Here is a 14783-nt window from a genome sequence, read left to right as displayed (position 1 = left end):
CACAGAGCCGGGCGGGTTTCACCCCGCGCCGGCTCGTCGTACTCGGTCCCGATGGGTCGCGCCCGTGCGCCGCGTCGGCCGGCTGGCGATCTGGGACCGGCCGGAGCGGGCCAGTGGGATCCCGGCACTCGACGGACTGCGCGCGATCGCGGTTGCGCTGGTGCTCATCGGGCACGGCGGCATCCCCGGCGTCAGCGGCGGATTCATCGGCGTCGACGTCTTTTTCGTCCTCAGCGGATTCCTGATCACCTCGCTGCTGCTGGATGAACTGGGACGCACCGGTCGTATCGAGTTGACCGGCTTCTGGATTCGGCGCGCACGCCGACTGCTGCCGGCACTGGTGCTGATGGTGCTCACCGTCGCCGCGGCCCGCCAGATGTTGCCCGACCGGTCCCTGACCGGGCTGCGCGACGACGCCATCGCGGCCTTCGTGTGGATGGCGAACTGGCGGTTCGTCGCCCAGAAAACCGACTACTTCACCCAAGGCGCACCGCCCTCACCGCTGCAGCACACCTGGTCACTGGGGGTGGAAGAGCAGTACTACCTCGTCTGGCCGGTGCTGCTCATCGCGGTCACCCTGCTGCTCGCCGCCTGCGCACGGCGCCGCTCCACCCGGGCCACCGTCGGTGGTGTGCGCTTCGCAACTTTCCTGATAGCCACCGTGGGCGCAATGGCGTCCGCGGCGGGTGCCATCCTCATGGCGTCGGACGCCACCCGCGATCGGATCTATTTCGGCACCGACACCCGCGCGCAGGCGTTGCTGGTCGGCGCCGCGGCGGCCGCGCTTCTGGTCCGGGACTGGCCGTCTATGAACCGCGGCTGGTGCATGATCCGCACGCGATGGGGTCGCCGGGTGGCCCGGATGCTGCCGGTGGTGGGTTTGGCGGGCCTGGCGGCGGCGACGCACTACGCCACCGGCGCCAGCGGCGAATTCCGCCACGGCTTGCTGATCGGGGTCGCGGTCGCGGCCGTCATCGTGATCGCACCGGTCGCGCTGGAGCAGCGCGGAATCGTCGCCCGCGCGCTCGCGTTGCGCCCGCTGGTGTATCTGGGGACCATCTCGTACGGCGTCTACCTATGGCACTGGCCAATATTCCTGGCGCTCAACGGCGAACGCACGGGCTGGTCCGGGCTGTCGTTGTTCGCCGCACGGTGCGGCGCCACGCTGGCGGCGGCCGCGGTGTCGTATTGGCTGCTCGAACAACCCATCCGGCGCTGGCGACCGGCGCGTGTGCCGCTGCTGCCGCTGGCGGCAGCGACCGTGGCCAGCGCCGCCGCGGTGACGCTGCTGGTGGTCCCGGTGGGGACCGGGCCCGGTCTGCGCGAGGTCGGCCTGCCGCCCGGAGTCTCCGCGGTCGCGGCGGTCTCGCCGTCGCCGCCTGGGGCGAGCCGGCCCCGAGATGCCAACCGGCCGTTCACGGTCTCGGTGTTCGGTGATTCGATCGGGTGGACCTGGATGCACTATCTGCCTCCGACACCAGGGTTCACGTTCCTCGACCACACCGTCATCGGCTGCAGCCTGGTGCGCGGCACGCCGTATCGGTACATCGGCCAGACTCTGGAGCAGCGATCCGAATGTGACGGCTGGCCGATCCGCTGGTCGAGGCAGGTCAGTCAGGACCAGCCGGACGTCGCGTTGCTGGTCATCGGCCGCTGGGAGACGGTGGACCGGGTCAACGAGGGCCAGTGGACCCACATCGGCGACCCGACCTTCGACGCCTACCTCAACGGTGAGCTCGAACGGGCACTGACCATCGTGGGTGCGACCGGCGTCCACGTGGTGGTCGCCACCGTCCCCTACAGCCGCGGCGGTGAAAAGCCGGACGGCCGGCTGTATCCGGAGGACCAGCCGGATCGGGTCAACCTGTGGAACACCATGTTGCGCAAGACCGTTAGCCACCACAGAGGCGTCGCGATCCTCGACCTGAACAAAAAGCTGTGCCCCGACGGTGTCTATACCGCCAAGGTCGACGGCATCAAGGTGCGCAGCGACGGCGTCCACCTCACCCCGGAAGGGGTGAAGTGGCTGACCCCGTGGCTCGAGGAATCGCTGAGATAGGCCCTAACCGCCTGTGCGGCAGCTGATCTCCATGCTGTCGCTGTCGCGAACCTGGAAGTTAAAGCTCACGTAGCCGTTATCGGGGTTGCGCACCCGGTTCAGATAGGGCGCCATGTCGGCCGAACTGGCGTTGTCGGCGATGACCAGCACGCCGGGCGACAGCCGCGGCTCCAGCAGCTCGAGCACCGGTAAGTACAGGTCTTTCCAACCGTCGAGCAATACGAAATCGACGGGCCAGGGCAGGTCCGCCAGCGTGGACAACGCATCGCCTTCGAGGATGGTGATGACGTCGTCGAGGCCGGTCTCGGCGAAGGTCTGCTTGGCGGCAGCGATCTTGGTGTCACTCAGCTCGGTGGTCACCACCCGGCCGGTGCGGTTGTCACGCACCGCGGCGGCCAGGTGCACGGCGGAAATGCCGAAAGACATACCGAACTCGACGATCGTCGCCGGGCGGGTGGCCCGTACCAGCGAATACAACAACCGGCCGGCTTCCGGTGTCACCGGAATGTAGAACTCGCTCATTGCGTCGGCCCGCTCCTGCGCGGTCATCGGCCGATCGAACGTGCCGCGCCGCTCGCGCAGCAGCGACATCTGGTTTTTCGACTCGGCGTACATGCGGTCGAGCGTCGACGCGACCCGGGAATCCTGCAACGTTGTGGTCATGGCATCGAGCCTAGGCTTCCGGACTGAGCTTGCCCTGGGAGCCGGGTCTCGGCGTCAGGGATGCGTAAAGCCGGTTTGACGAGCTCTCGACCGCGTGGAACCATGGGTTCCGCAAGCACCTCGGTAGGTGAGGCGTCTGCATGGATACAGGCCACTGACCCCGAACGTCGAGAGACGCCCCGGGTCAGGACAGCTCTTCCCGGACCCAAGGGTTGAGCCCAAGTGGCTTCTGGAATGTTCCGGATACGCCGTGCAGTGCCGAAGCTCCGACGAGAGGGGTGCGACCCGCGGTATGTGCCGTGGGTCCTTCCTGCCTCTTTCGTTCAGGTGAACGTGGTGACACCCGCGTGTGTCTTGGCCGTGAGGAGGTGAGGGCGAGATGAGTCCCGGCGATAGTCCCTATCCGAAATCCGTCTTGTCCCGATCCGGTTCCGGCATTTCGCGCACCGCTTGACCTCGCCTGGTCCTGCGCGGCTGACACGCTGTGCCGACGCCGATCGGACCTCCGTCAGGAGAAGAAGATCATGGCTTTTGTTGTCACACACCGTATTGCCGCCGCTTCCCGGATGCGCGGACGGTCGATGCTGCGTGCAGGCCGGTTGCTGGCCAACAGATTTCACCTGAGGGCCGGCCTGACCCCGCAGGAGCGGGCCAACCTGTATGTCTCGAGGATGCCGATCGCGGTGGTCACCGCGTCGCTGGGTGGGCACGCCTCGGGTTCCGGCAGCAACCACCGTTGAACCACTGCCGCGGCGGGCGCCGCTGGGCCACCCCAGTGCCGCCCGTCGCCGCGGGCGCGTTGAGTGCCGCAACCACGACTGCCTCACCGCGAGGTGAGAACCCTTCGAGATAGCGAGGATTCGATGACTTCGATCCACACCGGCGGCCGCCGCGGCTCGGGGTTCGGCCGGACCGCTGCCGCGCCGGAAGGCGTACCCGGCGAGACGCAGAGCTGGACGGTGCTGGATTCCGGACACGTTGGCGACATCGTCGGCGCGTTCGGGCGCATCCGGCGCGATGGAGACGGCACCTACGGGGCGTTCAGCGGGCGTTGGCGCCGCCTGCGCACACTGGCCGTCATCACCGGTCCCGGACTGATCGTCATGGTGGGCGACAACGACGCCGGTGGCGTCGCGACCTATGCGCAGGCCGGCCAGAACTACGGCATGGGCCTGTTGTGGACGCTGGCACTGCTGATTCCGGTGCTGTACGTGAACCAGGAAATGGTGCTGCGGCTCGGTGCCGTGGCCCGGGTTGGGCACGCGCGCTTGATATTCGAGCGGTTCGGCAAGTTCTGGGGCGCCTTCAGCGTGGGTGATCTGTTGGTCCTGAACGCCTTGACGATCGTGACCGAATTCATCGGTGTCTCATTGGCTCTCGGGTACCTAGGTTGCCCGAGGATCGTCGCCGTGCCGGCCGCGGCCGTGCTGCTGTTCGCGGTGGTGGCCGGCGGGTCGTTCCGCCGCTGGGAGCGGTTGATGTTCCTGCTGATCGCGGTCAACGTGCTGATCTTCCCGATGGTTTGGCTGGTGCACCCGACCCCGAAAGCGACCGTGGCCGGCCTGATACCGCAGTTCCCGGGTGGGCTCAACTCGACGGTGCTGCTGCTGGTGGTCGCGATCGTGGGCACCACGGTCGCCCCGTGGCAGCTGTTCTTCCAGCAGTCCAACGTGGTGGACAAGCGCATCACCGCCCGCTGGATTCCCTATGGGAGAGCGGATTTGGCCATCGGAATCGTCGTGGTCATGGTCGGCGCGACGGCGCTGATGGTCGTCGCGGCGTTCGGATTGACCGGCACCGCCGATGCGGGTCACTTCACCGATGCGGGCGCGGTCGCTTCGGGATTGTCGAGGCACCTGGGCGGCACGGTGGGTGTGTTGTTCGCGATCATCCTGCTGGACGCGTCACTGATCGGCGCCAACGCCGTCGGCCTGGCGACCACCTATGCGGTCGGTGACGCCATGGGCAAGCGGCACTCGTTGCATTGGAAGATCAGCGAGGCCCCGCTGTTCTACGGCGGCTACGCGATACTGCTCGGCGTTTCGGCGGCGGTCTCCTTCAGCCCCGACCACATCCTGGGCCTGGTGACCCAGGGCGTCCAGGCGCTCGCCGGTGTCCTGCTTCCCTCGGCCACCGTGTTTCTGGTGCTGCTGTGCAACGACCGGGCGGTGCTGGGCCCGTGGGTGAACACCGTGCGGCAGAACATCATTGCGTGGACCATCGTGTGGTGTCTGGTGCTGCTGTCGCTGGCTTTGACGGCCGCCACGTTCTTCCCGGACCTGTCCACCGCCACTCTCGAGGAGGGCCTTGCCGGCGGAGCGGTGCTAGGCATCGTCGGCGGCACGATAATGATCATCGCCGGCCGGCGATGCCGCAACCTGTCCGACGCCAACGCCATCGTGCGCACGCTCGGCCTGGACCCGGAGGAGGTCGACGAACTCGACGGCGCCTCGTCGCTGACGCGTGCCGAGCGGCGGGCCATCCGTCGCCAGGACCGGGCCGGCTGGCAGACCCCCCACCTCGCGATGCTCGATCGGCCGACGATGTCGCCGATGCGCCGGGCGGGGCTATTCACGCTGCGGGGGTACCTGGTGGTGGCGGTCGCTTTCGTCATCATCAAAATCGTCCAAGCCGGTGTGGTCGGGCCGGCCACCTCATTGTGAGTTGGTCGGCAGCAGAACGATTTTCCCGTGGGTGTGCCGCTGCTCGAGCTCGGCATACGCGTCGGCGACCCGGTCCAGCGGGTAGGTCGCGGCGATGTCGAAGTCGATGGCGCCGGACGCGATCAGGTCGGCCATCTCGGCGAGCACCTGGGGTGTCGAGGCATCCATGCTGCCTTCGGTCTTGGCGCCGACCTCGCCCGCCTTCTGGAAGGAGATGATGGTGTCGATCCGCTGGGGCGCCACGCCGAGATCGACGGCGAGCTGGACGTAGTCCGGGCCGAACAGGTCGATGAACGCGTCGATTCCGTCCGGCGCCGCCTCACGCAACCGCTCGGCGAGCCCGTCACCGTAGGCGATCGGGACAACGCCGTGCGCGCGCAGCCAGTCGGCGTTACCCGGCCCCGCGATGCCGAGCACCCGCGCCTTGCGTAATACCAGAAGCTGCACGACCAGGCTGCCCACCCCGCCCGCGGCGGCCGACACGGCAATCGTCTCACCCGGTTGAGGCGCCACCGCGCGGACGGCCGCGTAGGCAGTCACACCGGCGACATAGAGTGAACCCGCTGCCTCCCAACCGAGTTGGGCGGGCTTGCGGATCAATTGGTCGACCGGAACCGCGGTGTGGGTGGCGTGGCTGGACCGGCGCAGGCTGAACCCCAGGACTTCATCGCCGACCGAGAACTCGGTGACCCCGGGGGCGACGGCGGTGACGACGCCGGCCAGATCACTGCCTTCACCGGAGGGAAAGGTGGCCGGGAACATTTCGTGCATTGCCCCCACCCGGATGCCGGCCTCGCCGGGGTTTATCCCGGCGGCGCGCACTTCGACGACCACCTCATCCGGCCCGGGGGAGGGCATCTCGATGTCGGCCACGTACAGGACCTCGGGTCCCCCGTACCGGTCGAACCGTACCGCGCGCGCCGCCGCAGCCGTCATACCGATTCCGTTCCGCGCGAGGATGCTGTCACCCACGCCAGCATAGGCACGTCAAAGCGCTACCCACCGGGGGCGCGGTGGGCATATGTTCGTAGCACGCCTGGTTCACACCAGCATTTCGCCGGCGGCGTCGGGAGCCGCGGTGCGAGCCGGATACCGATGACATGTGGAAGGAAAGTGCGTGGAGGTTGATCGGATCGGCATGGCCGGCTGGGCCGTTGTCGTCGTCGTGGTCGGCGCCGCGAGCGCCGGATGCGGCAGCGCCGACAAAGCCTCGCCGTCATCGGCGACGGCGTCGAGCACCGCCGCTTCGACCAGTTCGAGCGTGGTCACTGGGCCGCCGTCGGGCCAGCCCTCGGACTACGGCTTCTTGTTGATCAAGCCGAACGACGTCGGGGGCGGCCTCACGGCGCCGCAGTCGCCGATGCTCAATCCCAACAACGCGCCGGGGGTCGCCCAGCTGTTCGCCAACACCGACAGCAGCCGTCGGCTGTGGGACACCATCGTGGTCGCGGCGGATCCATCGTCGGCTGCGGCCGAATTGGCCACCACCCAACGCAGTTACAACGGCAAGGTGAGTGGGAGCTGGCAACCGCTTGCCGTCGGCGCCAACGGGACGATGATCTCGGGTACCTCACCGGACAACTCCCAAGCGATGACGGTCCTGGTCTTCACCGAGGGTAAGGCACTGGTCACCCTGGAATTCGACAGCGCGCCCAACGACCCGATCGATCCGGCCTTCGCCCTCGACGTCGGTCGCAAGCAGGATGCCGCGATCAAGAACGGGCTGCCCGGTTAGCTCCTCGTGATTACACCAAGCCCAGCAAGCGAAGATCCGTGACGTACTTGTCGATCAAGGCCGCCGACAGATGCGGAATATCGGCTTCTGCGCCGATTTTCGCGGCCTGCACCGCGCCACGGAAGACCTCGGTGGGGGCGGGCGCGCCGCGCAACGGTGTCTCGGGTTTCCGGTAGGCGTCCAGCAGCGGCAACACCGAATGCTGACGCTGCTTGTCCGGCAGGGCACGAAGGGCCGTGGTGAACCGGCTCAGCCATTCGTCGTAGTCGTCGATGCGCCGGATGCCGTGCCCAGCGGCGATCAACCAGTCGACGAACACATCCAGCGAGATTCCGTCGTCGTGCGGGTTCATCACGTCGAAGGAGCGGTAAGCTGCGGAATCTCCAGCGGCCGTGGCGATCTGCTCACCGAGGGTGGTCACCGCTTCGGCCACGAAGTCGGCGGGTAGGCCGTCGTAGTGGGCCACCGACCGGTTTCCCTGCGGATCGGTCTGATAGAAGGATGCCGGTGCGATCCCGGTGGTCAGCAGGCTGAATATCAAGCGGGTGAACGCATCTGGAACGTTCAGCTGCCCGGCGTACCGGCTGTGCGCCAGGATCATGTCGGACCGGAACACCGCGACCGGCAATCCGCACAGGTCGTGCGCCTCGCGCAGCAACACCTCACCGGCCCACTTGCTGGTCGCGTACCCGTTCGCATAGCTGTCATCGACCGGCCGTAACGCGCTGACGCTGCGGATGTCGCCGTCCTCGGCGAACGCGGCGGGATCGACCGACAGGGCCACCGCTACGGTCGACATATACGTGACGGGTTTGATCCGTGTCGTCACCGCCAGGCGAATCAGCTCGGCGGTCCCCACGACATTGGGGCCGAAGAGTTGGTCGTAGGGCAACACGTGGTTGACAAGTGCGGCGGGGTGCACGATCAGATCCACATCCCGTGCGAAGCGTTCCCAGGTCGCTTGTGCCAAACCAAGATTCGGCTCGCCGATATCGCCGACGATGACCTCGAGGTGGTCGGCGGCCAGCGTGTGGAACCGCTCCAGCAGTTGCGGATCCCCGCTGTCGAACACCGCCTCCAGTCGTTTGGCGGCGCCCTCGACATCGGCGGCGCGGATGATGGAGATGAGTTTCCCGCCGGTCTCGGCGAGCCTTTCCAGCCACTCCAGAACCAGGAAACGTCCGAGGTAGCCGTTGGCGCCGGTGAGCAGCACGGTTTGCGGTACGCCGGTCGCGCGCGGCAGCGCGGGGGCCGCGGCCAGGGTGGCCGCATCGATGAACTTGTCCAATGTGAGATCCGCCGCGCGGACCTGCGTTGCCCCGCGTCCGTGCACCGTTGCGAAGGTGGGTCGTCGCGACCCGGACTCGCGCTCGGACTCGATGTATTCCGCGAGCTGACCCAGATCGGTTGCCGGGCCGGTGATCATTCCCACCGGCACGTCGACGCCGAAGATGTCGTGCAGCAAGTTGGAAAAGGTCAGCGCCGACAGGGAATCGCCGCCGAGCTCGATGAACAGGGCGTTCGGCCCGGGCGGACCGCCGGCCAGGCCCAGCAGCGCCTCGGCGGCGCGGGTGAGGGTGAAGATCACCGGGTGGTCGGCCGCGCCCTCGCGCAGGGCGCGCAACTCGGTGACCCGGTTTTCGGCCAGCTCCGTGTATAGCTGTTCGAGCCGAGCGCCGTAGTGTTCCTTGAGTTTTGGCCGCAGCAGCTTGCCCACCCCGGAGAGCAGGCCGTTGTCCTCGCTGAACGGCTCGGTCTCGACCAGAAAGTCGACGGGCGCCTCGTAGGACTGCAGGTCGGCGAGTTTGGCTGACTGGCGCAGGGATGCGCTGAGCGCGGCCTTCAGTCCGGCGGCGTCGCCGGCGTACTTCGCCGCGGCATCGTCGGTCGGGACGACAACCGCCAACAGATAGGGGCGTTCGCTGTTGCCGTAGACGAAGATCTGGCGCACGAGGGCCGCACTGGAGAACACCGCCTCCAGGCGCGCCACGGCGACGAACTCACCCTGGGCCAGCTTCAGGACGTTGTTGCGACGGTCGACATAGGCGAACCGGCCCGGCTCCAGCTCGGCCATCACGTCACCGGTGCGGTAGTAGCCGTCGGGATCGAACGCCTTGGCGGTGACGTCGGGTCGCTTGAAGTATCCGGGTGTGGCGGTCAGCGACTTCACCAGCAATTCGCCTCGCGGATAAGGCTTGTCGGTGAGGAAATAACCCAACTCGGGAACATCGAGAAGCCTGTAGTCCAGCACCGGGGGCTGGGTGATCCGGCCGTCCTTGGTCACCATGCCGACCTCGGTCAGGCCGTACCCGTCCAGAACGTGCACGTCCAAACAGGTTTCGATGAACGTTCGCATCTCCGCCGCCAGTGGTGCCGTGCCACAGAAGGCCGTCACGATGCGTCCACCGAGGACCCGCTCGCGCAGCTCGGCTTGTGCCTGCGCCTCGGCGGCGGCGGTATCCGCACCCGAAACTTCGAGTCGATCGACCGCACTTTGGTACCGCTGGTACAGCATCTCCGCTACCCGCGGCACCAGCCCCAATTCGGTGGGCCGCACCAGGTTCCAGTCTTCGAACAGGGTCGACAAGTCGCTTTCCGGGACGAAATAACTGGTTCCGCCCGCCTGGAACGCCGTCGACAGCGGTATCCGGCCACCCAGATGATTCAGCGGCATGAAATTCACGTTGATCACCGGAGTGTCCGCGAAGTCGGGCATCAGTTCGGTGGTCCACAGCTTGCACAACATCCGCTCGGTGTACATCGCGCCCTTGGGCAATCCGGTGCTGCCCGACGTGTACATGATCATGGCCAGCCGCTCGTCAGTGTCGCCGGTGAACATCGGCTCCGGCGGCAGGGTTCGCCCGCGTTCGATCACCTCATCGAGGGTCTCGATGGTCACCGTGATGCCGGCACTCGACAGCTTCGCCTGCGCGCGTTCGACGGCCTCGCGCTGATCGTCGACCTCGGGCTGGTAGTCGAAAACCACCAAACGCCGCAACGACGAGCTACCCAGCGCCGCTTCGACGGCGAGGTCGAGATACTCCACGCCGGCCGCCAAAATCGATGGCTCGACCTCCTCGACGATCGGCGTCAGCCGTGACACCGTCGTGTTGTGCTGCAGTGGCACGGCCACCAGCCCGAGGTAGGCGCACACCAGATCGATGGTGAGGTACTCGGCGCTCGAGAAACCGACGGTGGCGACGAAGTCGCCGGGCGCAACGGGATTGGTGACGTCGTGTCGCCAGGCGCCAGCGATGGCGCGGACATTGGCCCACAGTTCGCGATAGGTCATGGTGTCGAAGCGGGTCAGCAGCGGCGCGCTGGTGCGGCCGGTGGCGGGGTCGGTGCTCAAAGAGCGGGCGCGCCAGCCCAGTGCTGGGCGATCGGCGTAGCCCTCGGCAAAGATTTCCAGGATGTGCGGGAGTCGAAGGCCGGGTTGGCGTGCCGCGCGCTGCAGGCCGGGATCGGGCGTGCCGGCACGGAACTCGCCGTCGTGGGCGTTCAACTCGCGAATGCGTTGGGTCACCTGTTGCCGCGTTGCGCTGATCGGGCTTTTAGAGCTAACTTTCGTGCGCTTCGCGTCATCGGTCATGGCCGGCCTCTCGTTGCGATCTGTCGTTCTACCTGAACGAACCCTCGCGGGTCAGGCTTCCGTTCGACGGACGTGACGGTTATCACACCGCGACGGAGGCGCGACGTTAAGGCTGGAGAGCGCCGGGGGCGGGTGTTGCTTAGGCCACGACCTGAATGGGATCGCCGACATTCACCTCGTTGAAGTACCAGGCGGCGTTGTCGGGGCTGAGGTTGATGCAGCCGTGGCTGACGTTGGAGTTGCCCTGGGAATCGACCGACCACGGGGCGGAGTGCACGTAGACGCCGCTCCAGGTGACGCGAACGGCGTATGAGGCGGTGATCTTGTATCCCTCCGGGGAGCTGAGCGGGATGCCGATGGTCCGCGAGTCCATCACCACGGTCCGCTGCTTTTCCAGTGCTGTGAAGCTGCCGATCGGGGTGGGCCGGCTGGGCTTGCCCATCGACGCGGGCATGGTGCGCAGCACCTCTCCGTCCCTGCTGACGGTGAAGGTGTGTTTGGAGATACTGGCAACCCCGAGAAGCGCATCACCGGTGTCGAAGCCCGTCGTCAGGGCCTGGATGCCGACCGACACGTGGGTGTGGGCGGGCCAGTACTGGTTCGGCACCCATTGCACGACGTTGTTCTGGACCCACTGGAAGTGTCCGGGGGTGCCGCTGGGCGACGTAACGTGGATCGACCGCTCTGCGGCGGCCCGATCGGCCACCGGGGCGGTGAACGTCACCACCACCGGATGGGCGACGCCTACCACGGCGCCGTTGGCGGGCAAAATCGAGTCGACTTCGGGCGTGGGTTGCGGCAGGGGCACGGCGGCGGTGCTACGAGCGACCGGTGCCACCAGGCCCACGGCCGTGATCGCGACCATAACAAATAAATAACGAACACCCCGACGCATAGCGTCCACCCTTCGAGATGGTGCGACCAACACACCGATATTCTACTGGTTACCCACTGATCACCCGTTTCAGCAAACAATGACAGGTTGGCCCGGCCACCACGGTAACGATTCGATCACTGATTGAGTTCAACCGTGTTGGAATTGAGGCGAATGGGTACCGCCGCGTGGTCCGCCATCCGCGACCATATCCCGAGTCCGTGCCGCAGTTGCGTGAAAGTGGCAGCGATAGCGCGATTTTCGCGGTCATCGTGTTCGGCCGGCCCGCACGGCCGAATACATAGGAATAGCCGCCACGGTCGTGACTAAACCTGGCTTGGTCCGCCCGCGGGCGACGCGCTAGCCTCAGCGAGATCGGTGCCCAAGACCGAGCCCGAACACGAGGAGTGCGGGTGCTCTTCCGTCAACTGGAGTACTTCGTTGCGGTCGCTTCCGAGCGGCACTTCGCCCGGGCGGCCGAAAAGTGCTTCGTATCCCAACCGGCGTTGTCGGCCGCAATCGCGAAGCTGGAACGGGAGCTGAATGTCACGCTGATCAACCGCGGGCACAGCTTCGAGGGCCTCACGCCCGAGGGCGAGCGGTTGGTGGTGTGGGCGAGGCGGATTCTCGCCGAGCACGATGCGTTCAAGTCCGAAGTGGACGCCGTGCGCTCAGGCATCACCGGGACGTTGCGGCTGGGTACCGTTCCCACCGCATCCACGACGGCGTCCCTGGTGCTGTCTGCGTTCTGCTCTGCGCACCCGTTGGTGAAGGTGCACATCCTCTCTCGGCTCGCGGCCACCGAACTGTTCCGGCGCCTGCGCGAATTCGAGCTCGATGCCGCCATCGTGCATGCCGGGCCCGGCGAGGCGCACGAGGTGAACTTGGTTCCGCTGTATAAGGAGCGCTACGTGCTGCTGGCGCCGACGGACATGGTGGGATCCGGTGCGGCGACGATCACCTGGGCCGAGGCGGCGCAGCTGCCGCTGGCGTTGCTCACCCCCGACATGCGCGACCGACAGATCATCGACAAAGCCTTCGCCGATCATTCCATCACCGTCAGTCCGCAGGTCGAAACCGATTCCGTCGCGTCCCTGTTCGCGCAGGCGTCCGCGGGTAACTGGGCGTCCATCGTGCCGCACACGTGGCTGTGGACGTCGCCGTTGGGGCCCGACATCCGGGCGGTGGAGATGGTCGATCCGGTGCTCAAAGCCGATGTCGCCCTGGCCACCAACTCGGCCGGGCCCGGATCGCCGATCGCCCGCGCGCTGGCCGCGTCCGCCGGACAGCTGGCGCTCGACGAGTTCTTCGAAGCGCAGCTGTTGGGGATCACGCGCCGGCGCTGACCGCGGCCGGCGCCGGGGTGGCCGCGCTGGCCGGGTTCAGGTTCGACAGATGCCCGCTTTCCACGCCCGCCGCCGGGTCGAGTTCACAGTCGATGACCGACGGTGCCCCAGAGCCGATCGCCTCGGTCAGCGCAGCGCGCAGCTCCGATGGAGTGGTGACATGATATCCCTTGCCGCCGAACGCTTCCGCGAGCAGCTCGTGGCGCGCCCGGGCATTCAATACTGTCGGTGCCGGATCCGATGCCGTCGCGGCGGTGCCGGGTGTGGCCTCGTCGCCGCGGTAGACGCCGCCGTTGTTGAGGATCACGACGGTGACCGGCAGCCGGTAGCGGCAGATGGTCTCGATCTCCATGCCGCTGAAGCCGAATGCGCTGTCACCCTCGATCGCGACCACCGGCCTGCCGGTCTCGACGGCGGCGGCGATGGCATAGCCCATCCCGATGCCCATCACACCCCAGGTTCCGGTGTCGAGCCGGTGTCGCGGCAGCTCCATGTCGATGATATTGCGCGCCAAGTCGAGCGCGTTAGCCCCTTCGTTGACGACGTACACATCGCGGTTATCGTGCAGCACAGCGCGAATCGCGCCGAGGGCGTTGTAAAAACGCATGGGGTGCGGATCTTCGGCCAGCCGAGCGCTCATCTTGGCGTCGTTGCGTGCCGTGCGCTCAGCCAGTTCGCCGGCCCACTCCGGCGGCGCGGTGATCGGCCGGGCGGCTACACCGTCACACAGCGCGGACATCACCGAGCCGATGTCGCCGGCCAGCGGTGCCGCGATCGGTTGGTTGCTGTCGAACTCGGACGCGGCGATGTCCACCTGCACGAATTTGGCGTCGGGGCGCCATTGGGGTGACTCGCCGTGGCCCAGAAGCCAATTCAGCCGCGCGCCGACCAGCAGCACCGCGTCGGCGCGGGCGATCGCCAGTGAGCGGGCAGCCGCCGCGGACTGCGGGTGGGAATCCGGCAGCAGGCCCTTGGCCATCGACATCGGCAGGAACGGAATGCCGGTGGACTCGACAAATTTCCGAATCACGTTGTCGGCCTGGGCATACGCCGCGCCCTTGCCGAGCACGATCAGCGGCCGCTCGGCGTGGGCCAGCACGCCCAGCGCACGATCGACCGCGTCCGGTGCCGGCAGCTGCCGGGGCGCGGGGTCGATGACCCGCCAGATCGTGTCCGCCGCGGCGACGGCGTCCATGACCCGACCCAGTACCTCACCGGGGATGTCCAGGTAGACGCCGCCGGGCCGTCCGGAGACCGCGGTGCGAATGGCGCGCGCGACGCCGCGCCCGATGTCCTCGATCCGGCTGATCCGATATGTCGCCTTCGCGAACGGCTTGGCCGCGGTGAGCTGGTCGAGGTCCTGGTAATCGCCGCGCTGCAGGTCTACCAGGGCGCGATTGCTGGATCCGGAGATCTGGATCATCGGAAAGCAATTCGTCGTGGCGTTCGCCAGCGCGGGTAGGCCGTTGAGGAAGCCGGGTCCCGACGTGGTGAGGCACACGCCGGGCCGGCGGGTGAGGAATCCGGCGGCGGCCGCGGCGTTGCCGGCCGAGGTCTCCTGCCGGAAACCGATGTAGCGGATCCCCGACGCCTGCGCGACGCGGGCGAGGTCGGTGACAGGGATGCCGACGATCCCGTAGATGGTGCCGACGTCGTTGGCCTTGAGGGCGTCCACCACGAGATGGAAGCCGTCGATCAGGCGTGTCGGGTTAGGAGATGCCGAAGCGGTGGACATGTGGCGACTCCTCGGGATGCATGCGGTACTGCCTTGGCCATCACTGTGGCCCCAGCGTCGACCACATGTCCAAGACGGAGCCGCTATCCGACGATTGACTTTGTCTATCGTCCCTG

Annotated in this window: 10 protein-coding genes and 1 riboswitch; of the genes, 5 read left to right on the top strand and 5 right to left on the bottom strand. The window is 67.1% G+C overall.

Going from position 1 to position 14783, the window contains the following annotated elements; all coding sequences use genetic code 11:
* The first annotated feature begins 64 nt into the window (after positions 1-64).
* On the top strand, positions 65-2059 hold the full coding sequence (locus tag G6N50_RS18945) for an acyltransferase family protein (protein ID WP_083094670.1): 1995 nt from the start codon (positions 65-67) through the stop codon (positions 2057-2059).
* A 3-nt stretch (positions 2060-2062) separates the two neighbouring features.
* Here the strand turns inward: G6N50_RS18945 and G6N50_RS18940 are convergent, their stop codons facing one another.
* Positions 2063-2722, bottom strand: coding sequence for an O-methyltransferase (locus G6N50_RS18940; protein ID WP_083094669.1), 660 nt, complete (start codon positions 2720-2722; stop codon positions 2063-2065).
* A 112-nt stretch (positions 2723-2834) separates the two neighbouring features.
* Positions 2835-3007: riboswitch (M-box (ykoK) riboswitch) on the top strand.
* A gap of 239 nt (positions 3008-3246) precedes the next feature.
* On the opposite strand from G6N50_RS18940, the gene G6N50_RS18935 reads away from it, so the two are divergent.
* Together G6N50_RS18935 and G6N50_RS18930 are read left to right on the top strand one after the other, a co-directional pair.
* Entirely contained in the window at positions 3247-3462 is a 216-nt protein-coding gene (locus G6N50_RS18935) for a hypothetical protein (RefSeq protein ID WP_158086057.1), read from the top strand.
* Between the two features lie 123 nt (positions 3463-3585).
* Positions 3586-5385: an NRAMP family divalent metal transporter gene (locus tag G6N50_RS18930; protein ID WP_083094668.1), complete on the top strand. Its 1800-nt coding sequence runs from the start codon at positions 3586-3588 to the stop codon at positions 5383-5385.
* Here G6N50_RS18930 and G6N50_RS18925 read toward each other — a convergent pair.
* Positions 5377-6321, bottom strand: a complete 945-nt coding sequence (locus G6N50_RS18925) for an NADP-dependent oxidoreductase (RefSeq protein WP_083094766.1) — start codon at positions 6319-6321, stop codon at positions 5377-5379. The two genes, G6N50_RS18930 and G6N50_RS18925, sit on opposite strands and share 9 nt — an antisense overlap.
* Positions 6322-6502: 181 nt before the next feature.
* On the opposite strand from G6N50_RS18925, the gene G6N50_RS18920 reads away from it, so the two are divergent.
* Entirely contained in the window at positions 6503-7120 is a 618-nt protein-coding gene (locus G6N50_RS18920) for a hypothetical protein (protein WP_142275507.1), read from the top strand.
* A 10-nt stretch (positions 7121-7130) separates the two neighbouring features.
* Here G6N50_RS18920 and car read toward each other — a convergent pair whose 3' ends face one another.
* Positions 7131-10712 (bottom strand): carboxylic acid reductase, encoded by a 3582-nt coding sequence (gene car, locus G6N50_RS18915; protein WP_142275506.1) that lies wholly within the window; start codon positions 10710-10712, stop codon positions 7131-7133.
* Positions 10713-10851: 139 nt separating this feature from the next.
* Positions 10852-11607, bottom strand: coding sequence for a L,D-transpeptidase (locus G6N50_RS18910; protein WP_083094667.1), 756 nt, complete (start codon positions 11605-11607; stop codon positions 10852-10854).
* A 392-nt stretch (positions 11608-11999) separates the two neighbouring features.
* On the opposite strand from G6N50_RS18910, the gene G6N50_RS18905 reads away from it, so the two are divergent.
* Complete coding sequence (locus G6N50_RS18905; protein ID WP_083094763.1) at positions 12000-12932, top strand: LysR family transcriptional regulator; 933 nt, start codon at positions 12000-12002, stop codon at positions 12930-12932.
* On the opposite strand, the gene oxc is transcribed toward G6N50_RS18905, so the two are convergent.
* Positions 12916-14667: an oxalyl-CoA decarboxylase gene (oxc, locus tag G6N50_RS18900; RefSeq protein WP_083094666.1), complete on the bottom strand. Its 1752-nt coding sequence runs from the start codon at positions 14665-14667 to the stop codon at positions 12916-12918. The two genes, G6N50_RS18905 and oxc, sit on opposite strands and share 17 nt — an antisense overlap.
* Positions 14668-14783: the final 116 nt, after the last annotated feature.

It is taken from the genome of Mycobacterium mantenii (assembly GCF_010731775.1).
GTDB lineage: Bacteria > Actinomycetota > Actinomycetes > Mycobacteriales > Mycobacteriaceae > Mycobacterium > Mycobacterium mantenii.
This window is presented reverse-complemented; position numbering and strand designations above follow the sequence as displayed.